The following is an 18620-nucleotide window of genomic DNA, read 5'->3' as shown; positions in this document are numbered from 1 at the left end:
TAGATATAAGTCTAGCAAATGTATCAAAATAATTATCTAAGGACTAGTTTTTAATTACAACTTTTTTAGAAATGGCTTGGTTTTTATCAACCATTACGGTTGCTATATAGACACCTTCGCTTAAAGATTTTGTAGAAAAATGATATTCATGTTCTGATCCTACGTTTTTAGAGTTTAATACTAATTTACCTGAAACGTCAAAAAGAGTAACCGTTTTAATATCTAATTCGTTAGGATTTAGTACGGTTAACTGTGAGTTTTTTGAATTTTGAAAGACGTCAAACCCATGGTTTGTAATATCTTCTAAATGTAATGTTTCACCAGGTTGGAATGTAATTTCAAAGCGGTTAGTGTAATTGCCTGCTGCTACATTAATAGTATAGTTTTGTGCTCTTAAATTTACATAGATGTCATTTTCAATATCATGAATATATATAGGTTGAGATGTATCAAAATTTTGAACGTCAAATATGCTAAACTCAATGGGTTGTTGGTTTTCTGCTTTAATTATAACCGGAATTCTTTTTTCAATATCAAACGCATGGGCTTGTATAACAAAGTCTTCATCGTTTTGAGTCCAAGTGGCATCTGTAGTAGTATTATCTGAGCTTGGAGCTTCTAAGCCATAGTCAAAACCATCTGTTGCTGTATGGTGAAAATTTTGTACCAATTGTCTGGTGAAATCTTGATTAAAATTGATATTCAATCTAAAACGTTTAAAATCACTAGGCACTAAATTTAATCCTAACTCATTGTATTGTGTTTCTTGCATGTTTGAAGTCGTATCATTGTCACCATCATTTCTAAAAAAATAGCTGTTTCCACTAGATTCTTTAGCATAAACACGATGAGAATTCTTAACATAAATAGTGCTTGAACCAGAGCCAGCAGCTCCTTTAACCATGAAGCCTTGACCTATTGGGATATAGCGTCTTGCTATTTTAGATGGTCCAGGACCAGGAGGTGTTGGAGCTGCATTACCTTGGTCATCATAACCATAAAATGTAGGAAATGAAAAGGTTTCTACGCCTCCTGCAGAAATTGTATAAGCTCCGTATCCACCAACATAATTTGCTGTATTGTGGTTTGTTGGTGTTTGTTCCCAATAGTATAGTACTCCTGTTGTTGTTGGTGCAAACTCTGGTAGACCTGGAGAAATCTCTATATTAGTATTTTGTGGATCATGAATTAAAAGTAGCGCATCAATTGCAGATGGATAAGGGTTGCCAATTAAGGTGAAATTTTCTGCTAAAATATTATTTGTTATGGTTCCGTTGTTTGGTTTACCTCTAAAATCATAAAGTTGCCCACCACCTCCAATACCTTTCATTGTGAAACCTAATCCTGGTAGAATCGCAGAATTTGAATCGAGAGCATTCCAATCAGCATATTCATCTGAAGCTACGTACGTATATAACCAACGGCTAGATATAGTTAAAGGGGATGCTAAACCGTCATATCCTGTATTGAACAACGCGTCATTACTTGTAATTAAACCTGTCGAATCATCTATTAAGTCAACTCTGTTGATTTCATTACCAGAAGCTATGGAGTTATTTCCTACTGGAGAACACCAGAAATTGTAAGCAAATGTATTTGCTGTACCAGTTTGTTGAATACTTAATTCTCCTATTCCAGAATTTGTAGATACGTTGTCTCCTTGTATTAGCTGCGCTTCATTCCTTAAATAAATATGACTATCAGCACCAGTAAGATTTACCGCTTCTGTGACATATAATGGAGCAACACCAGGAGTATCATTAAAACCAGAGCCATCTACAAATATGTAGGAGCTATTCGTGACTGTGAGTTGGGCAAAAGCACTAAAGCTAACTGTAATAAAAACTAAAAAGAGAACACGTTTAATCATCTTATTTTACTTTAATCTATTAAAGGTTAAGATTTTAAAAATGTAGCTTTGAGGAAACTCAGTTTTTTTAATTTAACAATATCAGTAACTAAGTGAATCCTATATTGTCAACTTGTTGTAATTTACATATTATTTATAATTAAAATGCTGTTTTTGAGATAATTTGATTTTAAAACTAGTATTTTCATATTAATCTTTTGCTTTTTCAAAAGTCATGATAGTAGCGCTCTTGAATTTTTTTGCTTGAGATGTACTTTTTTGAATTGGTTTACGTATTTCCGAAATTACGCTTTTGTCTGTAGGTGTAGCAATAATAGTTAAATTAGAAGGTGATAATTGCTTTTCATTGATAGCAGTTTTTATCTTAGTTATGGTATCAAAGCTAGTTCGATCCTCGTGTAGGATGGTGCTTTGTACTTTATAAAAGGATTTTACTTTTGTAAAGGTCGTCACAATTTTAGAAGGCGATAGTTGTTTTGCTAATGTTAGTTGTTTTATTTGAGTTTGAGAAAAACTAAATGTAGAAACAAGCATTAGGCAGCATATTATGATAATATTTTTATTACTATTATTCATATTATAAAATTTTAATAATGTGCGAAATAGGCAAACTCAAAATTACCAAAAGAATATCCAGTTAGGTTTGTGAAATGAAATAACCATTGACCGGTTTGAGCTTCTACAGTAAGTGTGATGTTTCCGTAGCCATTGTTAGCACCTAGATTAGGAAGGTTTCCTGGCCAAGTAACAGAGCAAACACTTGTAGGTACGCAATTAGCATCTGTTAATGTTAAGATAAAGTATCCATTAGGCAAATTAAAAGGACCAGAATAAAATTTTCCCATTTTTGTAGTTTGAGTTGGGTTTAAATATTCAGCTCCCCAAACTGGTGGTACATTGGGACCGTTTGATAAAAGAATTTGTCCTACAATTCCCGCTACATTATTTGGCATAATTGCTCCTGAAAATTTAACATTTCCATTGACATCTAAAGTTTCGGTTGGTGTTGTTGTACCAATACCAACTTGAGCACACAATATATTAATATTTATTAGTGCGAAAATTGAAAGGATTAGTTTAAGGGTGTTTAACTTTTCCATAATGAATGGGTTCAATTAGTTTAAAATACTAATTATTTCTTACAAGTTATTTTAGTTATTTGATAATTATAACTAATTTCGATGAATCGTAAAATTTCATCGTTAACATTAAGTAATGAATAGAAAAATTAGTTATATTTTAATTGTAATTGGCGGATTTGTAGCAATTTACGCTCAGGCTAAAGCTGATCAAAATCAATTAATTTTAATTGTTGGAATTGTAATTTTGATGCTAGGTATTTATAGTATTTCTAGAAATATACCGAGCAAAAAAGATCAAGAGGATGAACACCAAAATGATATATAATGAGTTTTAAAATTGGTGATGTTGTTTCCGTTTTAGATGATGATATAAATGGAGTTATTTCTAAAATTATAGGCGAGACTATTGTTATTGAAACTGAAGATGGTTTTGATATGGAGTTTTTATCTTCCGAAGTCATAAAAAACAAATCCCTAACCTCTCAATTATTTACTAATATAGATGTTGACAGTGTGATTAGTGAAAAAGAAACTACACACAAACATAAATCTATTAAGGTAAAACCAAAAGATAGAACACTTCCCACTATGGAAGTTGACTTACATATACATCAAATTACAACATCTAACAAGCATATGAGTAATTATGAAATGCTTAATCTACAATTAGATACAGCTAGGTATAAGTTAGAATTTGCCATTAAAAAACGCATGCAAAAAGTGGTTTTTATTCATGGTGTTGGAGAAGGTGTGCTTAAAGCAGAATTAGATTTTTTATTTGGTCGTTATGATAACGTTAAATTTTATGAAGCCGATTACCAAAAATATGGCTTAGGCGCTACAGAAGTTTATATTTATCAAAATGCAAAAAATTAATTAAAAATGGGTTCTCCAATTCTAACATCTGTTGATGTTAATTCTCCAAAATTAAAAAAATATTGAGTTAGGTTAGGCAGCTGGATGCTTACTATTTCTATTGAAATCGTATAAGTTTGCTGGATATTATGAACACGATATTCGGTTGCAAGTACAGAGGTTGCTACACCTATATTTAAATAATCGGCACCAATGTTAGGGTCGGTAACATCGTTTTGCGGATTGTTATCTGTAGTAAAATTTTCTTCATTTCTCGTTAAAACTAAGTCACCATCATCATCATTATCTAAATAATTTGGTATACCATCATTATCTGTATCTAAGGCGTTGGTTAATCCATCTTCATCAGTGTAATTTGCATTTTCAGATGCGGTATAAACATTATCGCCATCATCATCAACATCTAAATAATTTGGTATGCCATCATTGTCTGTATCATCATCATCTAAATTACCATTTTGATTAATATCTTCTAATTCTGCAGGAATTCCGTCCTCATCATCTTCAACCAAAATAGTTGTTAAAACAGCTTGTCCAGAATTACTTTCTGCATCGCTAGTAATATTTAAATCAGAAGGCGGTATGTCGTTACAAAACACATCGTTTGGTTCGGTAGAATAAGTTCTATAGTTAAAAGAATTGTTTGCTAATGAAAAATCAAATGTTTGCGTAAATATATTATCATCATTAACCGCTAACATTTGCTCAAAAGTTCTATTTGTTAATTGTACAGATAATGTTTCTGGAGGACTGTCTTTCGCTTTAAAAAAAACTAAACTGCCACAAGTTTCTAATTCTACGTCGTCAAAATCTAAGGTCACTTCAAAAATATCGCCATCATCACAAGATAAAGCAATCAGTCCAATAATAAATAGATATAATAAATTACGCATTGTAGTATTTTTAAACAAAAATAAAAGATTTGGGAGGTTAACAGTTGAGATTAACAAATAATTTTGAATGCATGAGCTGATAGTTTTTAAAATGACCATAATATTGCATCTTTGCATGATAATTATGTGAGGTATGAAAACTGTTTATTTTGATAATGCTGCAACCACTTCTATACGAGGTAATGTCATTGATGAAATGGCTGAAGTTATGAGGTTAAATTTTGGAAATCCATCATCTACACATAGTTATGGTAGGAAATCTAAATCTTTAATTGAAAGGTCTAGAAAGCGAATAGCGTCACATTTTAATGTTTCAGCTTCCGAAATTGTATTCACATCTGGTGGTACAGAAGCCGATAATTTGGTGCTAAGAAGTGTTGTTAGAGATTTAGGTGTAACAGAAATTATTACGTCTAAAATAGAGCATCACGCCATACTTCATGCTATAGATCAACTTAAAATTGAATATGATTTAGATGTAAAGTATTTAGATATCAATAATAATGGAGATGTTGATCTAGCTCAATTAGAATCTCTTTTGCAAAATGACACGAAGCAACTAGTTACATTAATGCATATAAATAATGAGATTGGTAATATGCTAAATCTTAAAAATGTTGCAGAGTTATGTAAAGCTAATCATGCACTTTTTCATAGTGATACTGTGCAATCTATAGGACATTACACTTTAAATTTGCAAGAGGTGCCTATTGATTATATTGCAGCCAGTGCGCATAAATTTCACGGACCAAAAGGTGTTGGATTTGCTTTTCTTCGGAAAAATAGCGGACTTCGAGCATCGATATTTGGAGGAGAGCAGGAGCGAGGTTTGCGTGCAGGAACAGAAGCCATACATAATATTGTAGGTATGGATGAGGCTTTAGCCATGTCATACCAAAATTTAGAAACCGAAAGTACTTACATCAAAGCCTTAAAATCTTACTTTATAGAGCAGTTACATTCCATTTTTCCTGAGGTTAGTTTTAATGGTCAATCTGGTGATATAGATAAAAGTACTTATACGTTAATTAATGTGTGTTTGCCAATTTCCGTAGAAAAAGCTAACATGCTGCATTTTCAATTAGATTTAAAAGGTATTGCCTGTTCTAAAGGTAGTGCTTGCCAAAGCGGAAGTTCTCAAAACTCACACGTGCTTACTGAGATATTAAATGAAGACGATTTACAAAAACCATCGGTTAGGTTTTCATTTAGTCATTATAATACCAAAGATGAAGTAGATTATGTGATTGAAGTTTTAAAGGAGTTTGTTGATGCTTAATCGTTTGTTTTTATAAATTCTGCACTACGTTTGGTAAGTTCAAAGGTTTTACCGTTAAACTTGAATAGGCATCTGCAAGATTGTTGTTTTAATGTTTCATCATCGTTAAACAATTCATCGTTTGTTAATCCATCTGTCCAATACGTTTGGTATTCTTCATTGGAGCAAAAGCAATCTTCAGAGAGATCATCGGTAACATAGCTTACAGAAAGTGTTTTAGAGGTTTCATCAAATACAATTTTTTCGTCGTAATCTCTTGAGTCAATAGCAAACTCGAAATCTAAATCAAAATCATCTTTCTCAAAATGAACTAATGTAACATAGTCAACATAGCATGAACCACAGGTTTTAACACTTCCTAGAAGCAAATAATAAGTTGTTTTTGAGGATGTTATAGTTTTTATATCGTAATAACCATTGGCTTCAAATATGGTTGGTGACTCTTGATCTCTAAGATCCCATTTATCATGAACAGGGTATTCTTTAAAAACATCGTTATTTAAATAGTATATCCAAGAAATCCTGCTTTGATATGATCCGCCAGACTTAGCATCTATTGAAAAATTTATAAGTTTTTTGTCTTTAGATAGAACTACACTTAAGTTTTCATGAAATAGAGTTTCTAATTCTAGTGTCGAAGCTTTTTTATTAGTTAATGTTTGTCGCAGTAATTCGTCAATTTTACTTTGAATTATACCAATAGATTCAAAAGTTTCAATAGAATCAATTGGTTCAAATGACTCTCCAAACTCTTTAAGCATATCCTCACGAGTTACTTTTAAAAGTTTTGGAGTATAATAATGCTCTCCATGTGATCTAAGCGAGTCATAAACACTTAAATACAAATTTAAATCATCGATTGATTTTTTTAATTTGGGCTGTGCAGTTGCAGAAACTACAAAAAGGAATAAAATTACAATTGAATACGTATATTTCATTTAAAACTTAGCGCTCAATCTCACGTTAAAAACACGTGGTGTTAAAAAGTTAGGTATCGCATATTGACGCTTGCTGTATACATCTCTAACCCAAGTATTAGTAATGGTGTTTTGAGCATTAAACATATTGAAAATCTCTACACCTAAAGATAATTCTTTGAACTTTTCTTTCCATTTAGATGTGTAGGTTTTATTTTGATCTACAAGTACATAAGAAATTCCTAAATCGGCACGTCTGTAATCACGCAACCTTGTTTGATAATCATAAGGATCTGCGTAACTAGGTGAGCCACCAGGAACACCTGTATTGTAAACCAAATTTAAATACATTTTAAGCTCAGGAATATTTGGTACATAATCTTGAAATAAAACACCAAATTTTAAGCGTTGATCTGTAGGTCTTGCAATATAACCTTGGTCATTAATATTCTCTTCTGTTTTTAAATACCCAAAACTAAACCAACTTTCTGTACCTGGAACAAATTCACCATTTAAGCGTAAATCAAGACCATATGCATAAGCTTTTGCACTATTATCAGCTCTATAGCGAATTCTCACGTTTTCAAGAGTGTAAGGGTTTACATCTGTCATGCCTTTGTAGTAGGCTTCGGAAACGAGCTTAAAAGGACGATCCCAAATTTGAAAACTATATTCGTTTCCTAAAACGACATGAAACGATTTTTGAGCTTTTACATCTGGTTGCACAGTTCCTGAAGAGTCTCTTAACTCGCGATAAAAAGGAGGTTGGTAATAAACACCTCCAGCCACTCTAAACAGCATATCCTTTTCCCAATCTGGTTTTATAGCAAATTGTGCTCTTGGGCTAAAAACTGTTTGTGTAGATGACGACACGCCATCTTGGTTAGCAATATCGCTATTTACCGTCCAATTATGAACTCTCACACCAGCATTATAAAATACTTCATTGTTACCAAGCATTGTACGTTTGCTCCACTGTGCATAGGCTTGAAGTCTATCAATTTGAACAGCATTGGTAGCTCTCACATTTTGAAATGCCACTAAGGGACCTTCAAAAGCGTCGTAAGGTTGATTGTTTGGAAAATCATAAATTGGAGGTCTTACTGAGAATCCTGCACTATCAATAACTTCCCATTCTACCAAACGATCTCGTATATCTTCATGCGTATATTTTACAGACCATTCTAAGGTTGTTTCATCATCTATTTTGTAATCACCTTTATGTTCTACATTAAAAATAAGGGCATCCAAATCATTACGTGCGTGTGTGAGTTGAGATCCTATACCTTCAGAAAATTCTACTTCACCCAAATTCTCGTCTCCAATATTACTATTAACTTCACCTAGTCTATACTGTGCCAAAATATCAAAGTATTCTTCTTCAGTAGTATGATAAGCAGAAGCTATTAATTTAAGTGTTAAGTCTTCGGTTGCGAAATAATTGGCTTTAAAAGCACCAAAATTAGTTAAGTATTCGTCTTTTTCTTGTCCGTCATAAAATACCAAAAGCGCTACAGGCTCATCGAGTGTTCCAAAATTAGTTTGACGATTTTTTGGTTGAAAGGTATATTTGTTGAGTGAGATATTTCCGAGGAAATTAAGATGAAACTTATCACTAAACTTATACGTTAAATAGGTTTGAGCATCAGCAAAAACTGGTTTTACATTGGTTTCGGTTTCTAGTGAATTTATTAATAAACTATTGTCACGATAACGTAATCCAACAATACCAGAAAACTTTGAATCTTTGCTCACAGCTTCGGCAGAAAGGCTTCCTCCAAGTAAACTTGCATCTGCACGTATGCCAAAACTATTAGGATTTCGATAGGTGATATCTAGAACAGAGGAGAGTTTATCTCCATATTTAGCTTGAAATCCTCCAGCAGAGAAATCTACATTTTGTACCAAATCGGTATTCACAAAGCTTAAACCTTCTTGTTGACCAGACCGAATTAAAAATGGTCTATAAATTTCAATTTCGTTAACATAAACAAGATTCTCATCAAAATTTCCACCACGAACGGAGTATTGCGTGCTTAATTCGTTCGAGATATTTACACCAGGAAGTGTTTTTAATAGGTTTTCTACACCAGGTTGCGCACCTTTTACGGTTCTAATAACTTCGGGTGTGATGGTTACCACACCATCTACTTTTTGGCGTGTATTTGTATTAATAACGACCATGCCTATTTGTTCAATATCAACCTTCATAACTGGATTGAACTCTAATTCTTGACCGCTTTTTAAATTAAAAGTTTGCGTAACAGATTTGTGAGAAAGGTGACTAAAAATGATAGTGACATCAGTATTGGCTGGGATTTTTAAAATAAAAAATCCGTTGTCATTAGTGGTTGTTCCATCGCTACCAGCTTTAATGTTGACGCCTGTAATAGGCATTTTAGCATCATCTAGAATGACACCTCTAATGGTTGCGGTTTGCGAATTTCCGAAGTAAGAAAAGCCAATAAAGGCAATAAGTAGTGTGATGTATAGCTTCAAAAGGTTGATTTTTATTTATTTCCTAAAAAACGTAGATTCAAATGTAGTACTATTTCCAACATTATCGGTTACAATTATTTTTAGATTGTTTTCGGTTTCTGTATTTATATTGTCATCAAAATCGTAAGTCAAGGTATCTTTTTTATAATCGTACTCCATTAAAATCCATTTGCCATTAATGGTTGCTCTATAATTACTTATGCCAGATAAGTCGTCATCAATTTTTACTTTTAGAGTGCTTAATTTGCTCAACCATTTGCCGTTTTGAAAATTTACAGGCTTGACGGTTGGGCTTACAGTGTCACTTGCTAAAGTGAACGTGCCTAAATATTTAGTTCTAGCAGATAATTTATCTCCTAAACGTTTTGTGCTTATATAACTCGGTTTTTGGTAATAACCGTATAAACTGGCTATAAATAATTTGTCTTTATCGTCTTCTACATAATTTTTAATATCAAAGTTTATGGTGTAACTTTTCATTAATGGTATGGTGTTTTTATGGAGTTTAAGCGTATCGTTTGCTACGCTAAAATCGATATGAAAATCTTCGTAGAATGTTTGCTTAGGAAAATAAACAGATACATTACCTTGATCTAATTCATTAACCTGATTGGCTATAATATAGGTGTTTGGTTTAAGTTCTGGCGCTTCGAGAATTTCTTTAGCGCGTTTTCCTTTTACCGGAATTGATAGCCAGGCTTCATTTCCTTTAAAATCTCTTAACCTTACTTTGTAAACAGTACTTGTGCTGTCTTCAACGGTTATGTAACCATTAGCATCAACATCTTTTAACATGCTTAAGGTGTTGCCAGATTGTACAAAGAGCTTTTGAATTCTAGATTTTTTTTCTTTGTATACTTCGTAATCAATAAAACGATTGATGTGTTTGGATTCGTCAAAACTAAAACGCTTAAAATCCATCTCAAAGGTTTTATTGCCATTGTAAAAACTTTGAATATTACTCAAACCATTTTTGTTATAAGCTCTATCTTGTTGATCATAACTCACAACTCCAAAGCCAATATCGCCAATGGCTTCAATAGGCTCGGTAGTGTAATCTCCTTTACTAGTTGGGATGAGGCGTAGTTCTGTTCTTTTTTTATTTTGATTTATATGTGCTCTTTTGTTTTTTGGGTAGGCATATACAGCGCTTAAAAATGGTGGTTTGGTGTCTTCAACATCAATCCCAAAAAGCATTGGGTTGATAGGTCGTTCTTCATTATCGCGTATTTCAAAATGTAAATGTGGTCCTCCAGAGCTTCCGCTATTGCCAGAAAATGCTACGATTTCATCTGCGGAAATTGGCAATTCATCAGGAGAAGGAAATACTTCTACTTCGTAACTTTCTTTATCGTATTGACACGTTTTAATATATTTTTGAATGCGTGGTGAAAATTTACTTAAATGTGCATACACACTTACATAACCGTTAGGATGTGTGATGTATAGTGCTTTTCCGTAACCATAATGAGATACTTTAATTCTACTTACGTAACCTTCAGCAACACCATATACATTTAAGCCAGTTCGCTGTTGTGTTTTTATATCTAAACCTGAATGAAAATGATTGGATCTTAGCTCAGCAAATGTACCTGATAATATGACCTTAACATCTAACGGACTTCTAAAATAGTCCTGAGGATAAGGAGATTGACTAAAGACAAATTGAGAGAAAAAAATGAAAGCGAAAAAGTATTTCATAAGTTGTATTGATGACGTTAAATTGGTAACGTAAAAATATTAATTTTATTTAAATATAGAAAATAATCTATGTTAGGTAGATTCTATTTTGAGCAGTGAATATCAGTAAAAAAGTAAAAATAACAAACAAAAACTTAAAAAAGGAGCTAAAGTTTTATAGTAACTAGTTTACTATAAGCATATATCGTTAAAAAATAATGCTTTTTTAAAATTAACAGAAAAACTATTGTTATTTTTCAGTTAGTATGTTAACTTTGTTACATCAGTATTGAAATTTGTAAATGAGTAAAATTGAAGATGTTGTAGATTCTTTAGAGAATAAAATAAGCAAAGTTTTGCATAGACTAGAGGTTTTGAAGCAAACTAACGCAAGGATTTCTCAAGAGTTAGCAATTCAGCAACAAAAAAATATACAACAACAAGAAGAATTAAGTACTTGGGTTGAAAAACATGAGGCTCTTAAAATGGCAAATTCTTTACTGGGCAGTGACGAAAATAATCGAGAAACAAAGCTCAAAATAAATACATTAATTAGAGATATTGATCATTGTATTGCGCAATTATCTGAATAATGTTAAATAACTTTAATGGCAGAACAGCTTAAAATAAAGCTATCTATAGCAAACAGAGTGTATCCTTTAACTATTGCGCCTAGTCAAGAAGAAGGTTTACGTAAAGCAGCTAAAAAGATAGAAGCCATGATTAGTCAATTTGAGCAAAGTTATTCTGTACGAGATAAACAAGATGTATTAGCTATGTGTGCGTTACAATTTGCATCTCAAGTAGAACAGAAAACAATAGATAAAGCTAGTGTTAGTGAAGACGTTGAAGAAAAGCTTAATGCTTTAGACCAATTGCTTCAAAAACATTTAAATGCTTAAGTTCTTTTAAATAAAATAAGAGGTTACTGCCTACATTAGTGATATTTTTTGATAAACTCAACGATCAATTCTTTAAAAAGGGTGAGTTTAAGTTGTAAAATCGTGCTACCAATACTAAACTTGCTTTAGTATTTCGGGTAGATTTTTGATCAGCTTGTTAGCCCTAAACTTGTTTTTTAAGGAGTTTATACAAAACCAGAACTAGTGTAGGCTTTTTTATGTCATAACTTATAGGTTATGAGATTAATATGAAGATTGAGATTACCAATAATTAAAACTAACTAAACATGGATACGAATACAATTTTAATGATTGTTGGAGGTGTGGTATTAGGCCTAGTCATAGGATTTATCATTGCCAAATCATTAGAGAAGAGTAATGCGTCAAAGCTTATAAAAAACGCTCAAACTGAAGCTAATTCAATTTTAAAACAAGCTAAAAACGATGGAGAATCTATCAAAAAAGATAAGATGCTCCAAGCCAAAGAGAAATTCTTAGAATTAAAAGCAGAACACGAAAAAGTAATCTTATCTCGCGATAAGAAAATGGCCGAATCTGAAAAACGTACAAGAGATAAAGAGTCTCAAGTGTCAAGTGAATTAGCCAAAAATAAAAAATCTAATCAGTCATTAGAAGATAAGATAAAGGATTATGATTTCCGTTTAGAATTCTTAGATAAAAAGAAAGAAGAAGTAGAAAAAGCGCACAAGAGTCAAATTAGACAACTTGAAGTTATTTCTGGCTTGTCAGCAGAAGACGCTAAAACTCAATTAGTAGAGTCATTAAAAGGTGAAGCTAAGACAGATGCGATGGGTTATATTCAAAATACCATTGAAGAAGCAAAGCTCACGGCTCAACAAGATGCTAAAAAAATAATTATAAATACAATACAACGTATTGGTACAGAGGAAGCTATTGATAATTGTGTGTCTGTGTTTAACATAGAATCTGATGATGTTAAAGGACGAATTATTGGACGAGAAGGTCGTAATATTCGTGCTATTGAAGCGGCAACAGGTGTTGAGATTATTGTAGATGATACTCCAGAAGCGATTATTTTATCGTGTTTTGATTCTGTGAGACGTGAAATAGCGCGTTTATCGCTACACAAATTAGTAACAGATGGAAGAATACATCCAGCTCGTATTGAAGAAGTTGTAAAGAAAACTCAAAAGCAAATTGAACAAGAAATTGCCGAAGTTGGTAAACGTACTGTAATCGATTTAGGAATTCATGGGTTGCATCCAGAATTAATTAAAATGATTGGACGTATGAAATACCGTTCGTCTTATGGGCAAAACTTACTGCAACACTCACGTGAAGTTGCTAAACTATGTGGTGTAATGGCAGCAGAATTAGGTTTAAATCCTAAGCTAGCTAAACGTGCTGGACTTTTACATGATATTGGAAAAGTGCCTTCTTCTGAAGCAGATATGGAAACTCCTCACGCAATTCTAGGAATGCAATGGGCTGAAAAGCATGGAGAAAAACCAGAAGTTTGTAACGCTATTGGAGCTCACCACGATGAAATTGAAATGACAACGTTGTTATCTCCAATTATTCAGGTTTGTGATGCCATTTCTGGTGCTAGACCAGGAGCAAGGCGTCAAGTGTTAGATTCTTATATTCAACGTCTTAAAGATTTAGAAGAAGTTGCCTTTGGGTTTAATGGTGTAAATAAAGCTTATGCTATTCAAGCAGGACGTGAATTGCGTGTGATGGTTGAAAGTGAAAAAGTGACTGATGAACAAGCTGCTAATTTATCATTTGAGATTTCACAAAAAATCCAAACAGATATGACTTATCCAGGACAAGTAAAAGTGACTGTTATTAGAGAAACTAGAGCGGTTAATATTGCTAAATAATTTTTGGAGTACATAAAATTATAGATTATTAAAAAATCCGGTATATACCGGATTTTTTATGTCATTTTTTAAGCTGAAATGTGCATGACAAGTCGTTTTATCTAACAGATACTATTTTTTTATTGAGATAATTGACGGTTTGCGATTTGAATTTCCGAAGACAATAAAAGACACTAAAAAAGCCACAGATAAACTGTGGCTTTTTTATATAAAATATATGTCAATTTATTTTTCAAAAAGTCCACCAAGTAAACTTCCTAAACCACCATTATTACCTGCTTTTCCTAATACCATTCCTGCAACATCATCAACAACGCTTCCGTCACCATCTGCATCTAATATTTTTTCTAAGAAACTTTGTTCTTCTTGAGCAGCACTACCACCAAGAAGTCCACCAAGTAAACCTCCTAAATCACCAGAAGAACTCACATTGTTTTGAGCTTTTTGTTTTCCTAAAACACCCATTAAAATTGGTGCTGCAACTTGAAGTATGTTAGCAACAGAACCGATGTCTAAACCAGATTTTTCACCTAATATTTTTTCAACACCTTGTTTTTTACTACCTAAAACGTGATTTAAAATCTTATCACCATCTTGCTTTACATTGTCATCAACGCCACCACCAAATAAACCACCAAGGTTATCTAAGATGCTGCCATCATGCTTATTGTTAAGTGCATTCATTAATCCTTCAGCTCCTTCTGGTGTAGAAGCATTTCTTTCCATAGCTTTCATTAAAACTGGCAAAGCCATAGTTAAAACGCTACTCGTTTTGTTTTGATCTGTTCCTGCAGATCCAGATACACCACTAATAATTGTTTTACCAAGGTCACTGTTTAATAAGTCTAAAATTCCTGACATAATTTAATTTAAATAAGATTAATATAAATAAGACTATCAATTTACAAAAAAAAGTCCTAACATTACTTAGGACTCATTTTTTTGTAATAGGTCACATATTGTGACAAATTATTTTAGTTTTATTTTAAAATGCTAATAATTTGCGCTGCTAATTCTTGACCAATTCTATCTTGTGCTTCATTGGTTGCAGCTCCAATATGAGGTGTTAATGACAATCCAGAGTTCATTAATAATTGAATTTCTGGTTTTGGTTCTTTTTCAAAAACATCTAATGCTGCACCAACTACTTTACCACTTTCAATGGCTTTTACTAATGCGACTTCATTTACAACACCACCACGAGCTGCATTTGCTATGATCACACCATCTTTCATTTGTGCAAAATCGGCCTCATCAATCACATATGATTTTTGAGCTGGTACATGAAGCGTTAAAAAGTCTGATTGTTTTAAAACGTCTTCTTTAGAAATTGTATTGATTTCAAAGTTTACAGTTTGACCATCAAAAAATTCGAGTTCTAAATCAGCTTTACTTAAAAACGGATCAAAAGCAATCACTTTCATTCCTGCACCAAGGGCAACTTTAGCTGTAGCTTGGCCAATACGTCCAAAACCTAAAACACCTAATGTTTTGCCTTTTAGCTCAATACCTTTGGCATAAGCTTTTTTAAGTCCTTTAAAATTTGCATCACCTTCTAATGGCATATCACGATTAGAATTATGTAAAAAACGTGCTAATCCATAAAAATGAGCAAATACCAACTCTGCAACAGAGTGTGATGAGGCAGCAGGTGTGTTAATAACACTTAAACCTTTACTGCGTGCGTAATCAACATCAATATTGTCCATACCAACACCACCACGACCAATAATTTTTAGGCTAGGGCAGTTGTCAATAATATTTTTTCTTACGGTTGTAGCACTACGTACTAATAATACCGAAATATCATTTTCATTGATATAGTTTTCTAATTGCTCTTGTGCAACAGTTGTTGTAGAGACTTCAAAACCTGCTTGTTCTAAAGCGCTAATTCCACTTTGTGATACTCCATCGTTTGCTAATACTTTCATTGAAAAAATGATTTTTTCATTCTCATCAAAATGAGAATCTTGTTTAATTTTTGTTTCCGTTTAACTGGAACTCTTATTTACTATGTTCTTACAACGGCAAGAACGTGATTGTGTTATATTTCCGAAGACATAAACATACTATGGTTTACTATTAGAGCGCGCATTTACTGCACTTATTAATCTAATAATGTTCGCGACATGCTCATATTAAGCTTTACGCTCTAACTCACTCATTACATCTACTAATGTGCCAACGCTTTCTAAAGTTAATGCGTTGTACATAGATGCTCTGTAACCTCCAACACTTCTGTGACCATTTAAACCGTTAATTCCTGCGTCTTTAACCATGGTTTCAAACGTTTCTTTTAAATCTTCATTTGTCAATGTAAAGGTGGCATTCATTGTAGAGCGATCTGATTTTGATGAAAATCCTTTAAATAAGGGGTTGAGATCAATCTCAGAATAAATTAATTGAGCTTTCTTGTTATTTTCCTTTTCAATAGCCGAAATTCCTCCAAGGTTTTTTAACCAATCTAATGTTAACATTGAAGTGTAAACCGCAAAAACAGGAGGTGTATTAAACATACTCCCTTTACTAATGTGAACTTTATAATCCATCATTGACGGAATTTTACGAGACACTTTGCCTAAAATATCCTCTTTAACAACTACTAAGGTTGTACCTGCAGGACCCATATTTTTTTGAGCTCCAGCATAGATTAAGTCAAATTTTGAAAAATCTAACTCACGAGAAAAAATATCACTACTCATATCACAAACCATTGGGATAGGAGAGTTAGGGAATTCTTTCATTTGTGTACCAAAAATGGTGTTGTTAGACGTACAGTGAAAATAATCGTAATCTGAAGGGATATCATATCCTTTTGGAATGTAATTATAATTAGCATCTTTAGACGATGCTACTTCATATATGTCATCATAGATTTTTGCTTCTTTGATGGCTTTATCACTCCACGTACCTGTATTTAAATAACCAGCACGTTTTTCTAACATGTTAAGCGCGACCATTAAAAATTGAGTACTTGCTCCACCTTGTAAGAACAAAGCTTTGTATCCTTTTCCTTCTAAACCTAATAATTCTAAAGCTAAGGCTCTAGCCTTTTCCATTACATCCACAAAAGGCTTGCTTCTATGAGAGATTTCTAATAATGATAAACCGTTGTCAAAATTGATGATGGCTTCAGATGCTTGTTGAAGAACGCTACCAGGTAAAACGCATGGTCCAGCGCTAAAATTATGTCTTTTCATGAAAAATTATATTTCATTTCTAGCCTTCAAGCATAAGATGTCTATGTGAAACTAGAAATCTATTTTTGTTTCTATTCTTCACAAAGGTGGTAAATTCTATAAAAAAATGTATTAATAATATGATAATTTATTAACAGATTTTCAACGAAAACGCAATAGTATCAACATTATCGGCATAATCCCATAAATTTGGCAATTGTGTGTGTCCAAATTTAATTTCGGACTCTAAAAATCCGTTAGAAACCACACATTGTATCGCATCACTTTTTGCTTCTAAAGTAGCTTTTAATTGTGATTCAGACTCATAGTGTTCATAAAACACAGTGGCGATAGGAGATGAGAAGCTGTCATCTTCTTTAACCATTAAAAATCCGTTTTCTAACATCTTAAATAAACTCATTAAATATACCGCCTTATTATAATCGTAATTATTGGCGTATTTAGATTGGTGTATGATGGGATTCCAATGATACATGGCCTTAAAAAAGGCATCAAAATTATAAGCCTTAGGGACAAATAATTTAGATACGTTTCTACAACCCAAACCGTAATATCTAAATATATCTTCAGAAAGCGCTACAAGCTCCTCTTCAGTCTCATTACCAGTTAAAATAGCAACAGAATTTCTGTTTTTTCTAATCACAGAAGGTTTGTCTCTAAAATAGTATTCAAAATAACGCGCTGTATTATCACTTCCTGTCGCAATAACTGCATCAAAGTTGGTTAGTTTTTCTTCGGAAAACGTTATTTTTTAAACTTTCCGAAGAGAAATTATAGTTTGAGGTCCATTTGGTAATGTTGCTATTTGTCAATTGTTTAGCCCAACCTTGTAAAGCAAATACAACATTCTCTTGTGTAAACCAGCCATTGTGCTCTTGTGCGAGTTTTATTTGATGTTTAAAGGTGTCAAAAAACAAATCATTATGCTCTATATGGTCTTTTTTTTCAAACCCTTTTGAAGAAAATTGACTTAAAAAGTCTCCTAATTTTACAAATGCGTTAATTCTTTGTTGTAAATCCATGTTGTGTTTGGTTATACGATGTTTTGGCTTTATTTTTGCATCCTTGTCTATGCAAAGACAGGTGCAAATTTACGCAAACAAATAATAAATATTACTATGGCAATTATAATAACAGACGAATGTATTAACTGTGGCGCATGCGAACCAGAATGCCCAAATACAGCTATTTACGAAGGTGCTGATGATTGGAGGTATAAAGATGGGACGAGTTTAGAAGGTGATGTTGTTTTACCAAACGGTAATGCGGTAGATGCCGATGATGCTCAAGAGCCAATAAGCGATGAAATTTATTACATCGTTCCAGATAAATGTACAGAGTGTAAAGGGTTTCATGAAGAGCCACAATGTGCTGCTGTATGTCCTGTAGATTGTTGTGTGCCAGATGATGACCATGTTGAGACTGAAGAGGTTTTACTAGGGAAACAACGTTTTATGCATCCAGATGATTAATCGTTAAGCAACATTAAATATTATAAAAAACCCAAGCATTGTACTTGGGTTTTTTTTTTTTGCTTGGAACGTTCCTTTTTTTTTT

Annotated in this window: 17 protein-coding genes, 1 other RNA gene and 1 pseudogene; 8 read left to right on the top strand and 11 right to left on the bottom strand. The window is 32.9% G+C overall.

The genetic code is table 11. From position 1 onward, the window contains the following. Nucleotides 1-43: 43 nt before the first annotated feature. The 3 genes from TD29_RS15765 to TD29_RS15755 form a co-directional block, all read right to left on the bottom strand. Nucleotides 44-1870 (bottom strand): T9SS type A sorting domain-containing protein, encoded by a 1827-nt coding sequence (locus tag TD29_RS15765; protein ID WP_040282046.1) that lies wholly within the window; start codon nucleotides 1868-1870, stop codon nucleotides 44-46. A 189-nt stretch (nucleotides 1871-2059) separates the two neighbouring features. Continuing rightward, nucleotides 2060-2446 carry a hypothetical protein gene (locus TD29_RS15760; RefSeq protein WP_040282044.1) on the bottom strand — a complete coding sequence of 129 codons (387 nt, stop codon included), beginning with the start codon at nucleotides 2444-2446 and terminating at the stop codon, nucleotides 2060-2062. Nucleotides 2447-2457: 11 nt separating this feature from the next. After that, entirely contained in the window at nucleotides 2458-2970 is a 513-nt protein-coding gene (locus TD29_RS15755) for a hypothetical protein (protein ID WP_152611542.1), read from the bottom strand. A 115-nt stretch (nucleotides 2971-3085) separates the two neighbouring features. Between TD29_RS15755 and TD29_RS15750 the strand changes: the two genes are divergently transcribed. Together TD29_RS15750 and TD29_RS15745 are read left to right on the top strand one after the other, a co-directional pair. Then, nucleotides 3086-3277: a hypothetical protein gene (locus TD29_RS15750; RefSeq protein ID WP_040282041.1), complete on the top strand. Its 192-nt coding sequence runs from the start codon at nucleotides 3086-3088 to the stop codon at nucleotides 3275-3277. Continuing rightward, entirely contained in the window at nucleotides 3277-3828 is a 552-nt protein-coding gene (locus TD29_RS15745) for a Smr/MutS family protein (RefSeq protein ID WP_040282039.1), read from the top strand. The genes TD29_RS15750 and TD29_RS15745 overlap by 1 nt, the downstream gene beginning before the upstream one ends. On the opposite strand, the gene TD29_RS15740 is transcribed toward TD29_RS15745, so the two are convergent. Beyond that, the gene (locus TD29_RS15740; protein WP_052467156.1) at nucleotides 3825-4721 is read right to left on the bottom strand and encodes a hypothetical protein; all 897 of its coding nucleotides are present in this window, start codon (nucleotides 4719-4721) and stop codon (nucleotides 3825-3827) included. The genes TD29_RS15745 and TD29_RS15740 overlap by 4 nt on opposite strands. A gap of 133 nt (nucleotides 4722-4854) precedes the next feature. Here TD29_RS15740 and TD29_RS15735 point away from each other — a divergent pair, with 133 nt between their 5' ends. Continuing rightward, nucleotides 4855-6000, top strand: coding sequence for a cysteine desulfurase family protein (locus TD29_RS15735; RefSeq protein WP_040282037.1), 1146 nt, complete (start codon nucleotides 4855-4857; stop codon nucleotides 5998-6000). Here the strand turns inward: TD29_RS15735 and TD29_RS15730 are convergent. The 3 genes from TD29_RS15730 to TD29_RS15720 all read right to left on the bottom strand — a co-directional run bounded on the left by TD29_RS15730 (nucleotide 5997) and on the right by TD29_RS15720 (nucleotide 11117). Beyond that, nucleotides 5997-6938 (bottom strand): hypothetical protein, encoded by a 942-nt coding sequence (locus TD29_RS15730; protein ID WP_040282035.1) that lies wholly within the window; start codon nucleotides 6936-6938, stop codon nucleotides 5997-5999. The two genes, TD29_RS15735 and TD29_RS15730, sit on opposite strands and share 4 nt — an antisense overlap. After that, nucleotides 6939-9314: a TonB-dependent receptor gene (locus TD29_RS15725; protein WP_241485293.1), complete on the bottom strand. Its 2376-nt coding sequence runs from the start codon at nucleotides 9312-9314 to the stop codon at nucleotides 6939-6941. 117 nt (nucleotides 9315-9431) lie between these two features. After that, nucleotides 9432-11117, bottom strand: coding sequence for a M23 family metallopeptidase (locus TD29_RS15720; protein WP_040282033.1), 1686 nt, complete (start codon nucleotides 11115-11117; stop codon nucleotides 9432-9434). A gap of 281 nt (nucleotides 11118-11398) precedes the next feature. On the opposite strand from TD29_RS15720, the gene TD29_RS15715 reads away from it, so the two are divergent. The 4 genes from TD29_RS15715 to rny all read left to right on the top strand — a co-directional run bounded on the left by TD29_RS15715 (nucleotide 11399) and on the right by rny (nucleotide 13863). Continuing rightward, nucleotides 11399-11689, top strand: a complete 291-nt coding sequence (locus TD29_RS15715) for a hypothetical protein (protein WP_040282031.1) — start codon at nucleotides 11399-11401, stop codon at nucleotides 11687-11689. A 15-nt stretch (nucleotides 11690-11704) separates the two neighbouring features. Continuing rightward, on the top strand, nucleotides 11705-11998 hold the full coding sequence (locus tag TD29_RS15710; RefSeq protein ID WP_040282029.1) for a cell division protein ZapA: 294 nt from the start codon (nucleotides 11705-11707) through the stop codon (nucleotides 11996-11998). 55 nt (nucleotides 11999-12053) lie between these two features. Further along, nucleotides 12054-12185: non-coding RNA, 6S RNA (ssrS, locus tag TD29_RS18290), on the top strand. Nucleotides 12186-12285: 100 nt separating this feature from the next. Next, nucleotides 12286-13863, top strand: coding sequence for a ribonuclease Y (gene rny / locus TD29_RS15705; RefSeq protein WP_040282027.1), 1578 nt, complete (start codon nucleotides 12286-12288; stop codon nucleotides 13861-13863). 225 nt (nucleotides 13864-14088) lie between these two features. Here the strand turns inward: rny and TD29_RS15700 are convergent, their stop codons facing one another. The 4 genes and pseudogenes from TD29_RS15700 to TD29_RS15685 all read right to left on the bottom strand — a co-directional run bounded on the left by TD29_RS15700 (nucleotide 14089) and on the right by TD29_RS15685 (nucleotide 18085). Continuing rightward, nucleotides 14089-14724, bottom strand: a complete 636-nt coding sequence (locus tag TD29_RS15700) for a DUF937 domain-containing protein (protein WP_040282025.1) — start codon at nucleotides 14722-14724, stop codon at nucleotides 14089-14091. Between the two features lie 119 nt (nucleotides 14725-14843). Then, a complete protein-coding gene (locus TD29_RS15695; RefSeq protein WP_040282023.1) occupies nucleotides 14844-15794 on the bottom strand; it encodes a D-2-hydroxyacid dehydrogenase in 951 nt (316 codons plus the stop codon). 207 nt (nucleotides 15795-16001) lie between these two features. Continuing rightward, entirely contained in the window at nucleotides 16002-17063 is a 1062-nt protein-coding gene (gene serC / locus TD29_RS15690) for a 3-phosphoserine/phosphohydroxythreonine transaminase (RefSeq protein ID WP_040282021.1), read from the bottom strand. A 130-nt stretch (nucleotides 17064-17193) separates the two neighbouring features. Further along, nucleotides 17194-18085 (bottom strand): annotated as a pseudogene (locus TD29_RS15685) (acyl-CoA reductase). Between the two features lie 96 nt (nucleotides 18086-18181). Between TD29_RS15685 and TD29_RS15680 the strand changes: the two are divergent. Further along, a complete protein-coding gene (locus TD29_RS15680; protein WP_040282230.1) occupies nucleotides 18182-18535 on the top strand; it encodes a 4Fe-4S dicluster domain-containing protein in 354 nt (117 codons plus the stop codon). Nucleotides 18536-18620 lie beyond the last annotated feature (85 nt).

This window comes from Psychroserpens damuponensis (assembly GCF_000826655.1).
GTDB classification, from domain to species: Bacteria; Bacteroidota; Bacteroidia; order Flavobacteriales; family Flavobacteriaceae; genus Psychroserpens; species Psychroserpens damuponensis.
The sequence above is the reverse complement of the archived record's forward strand: the minus strand, read 5'-3'. Positions and strand labels throughout refer to the sequence as shown.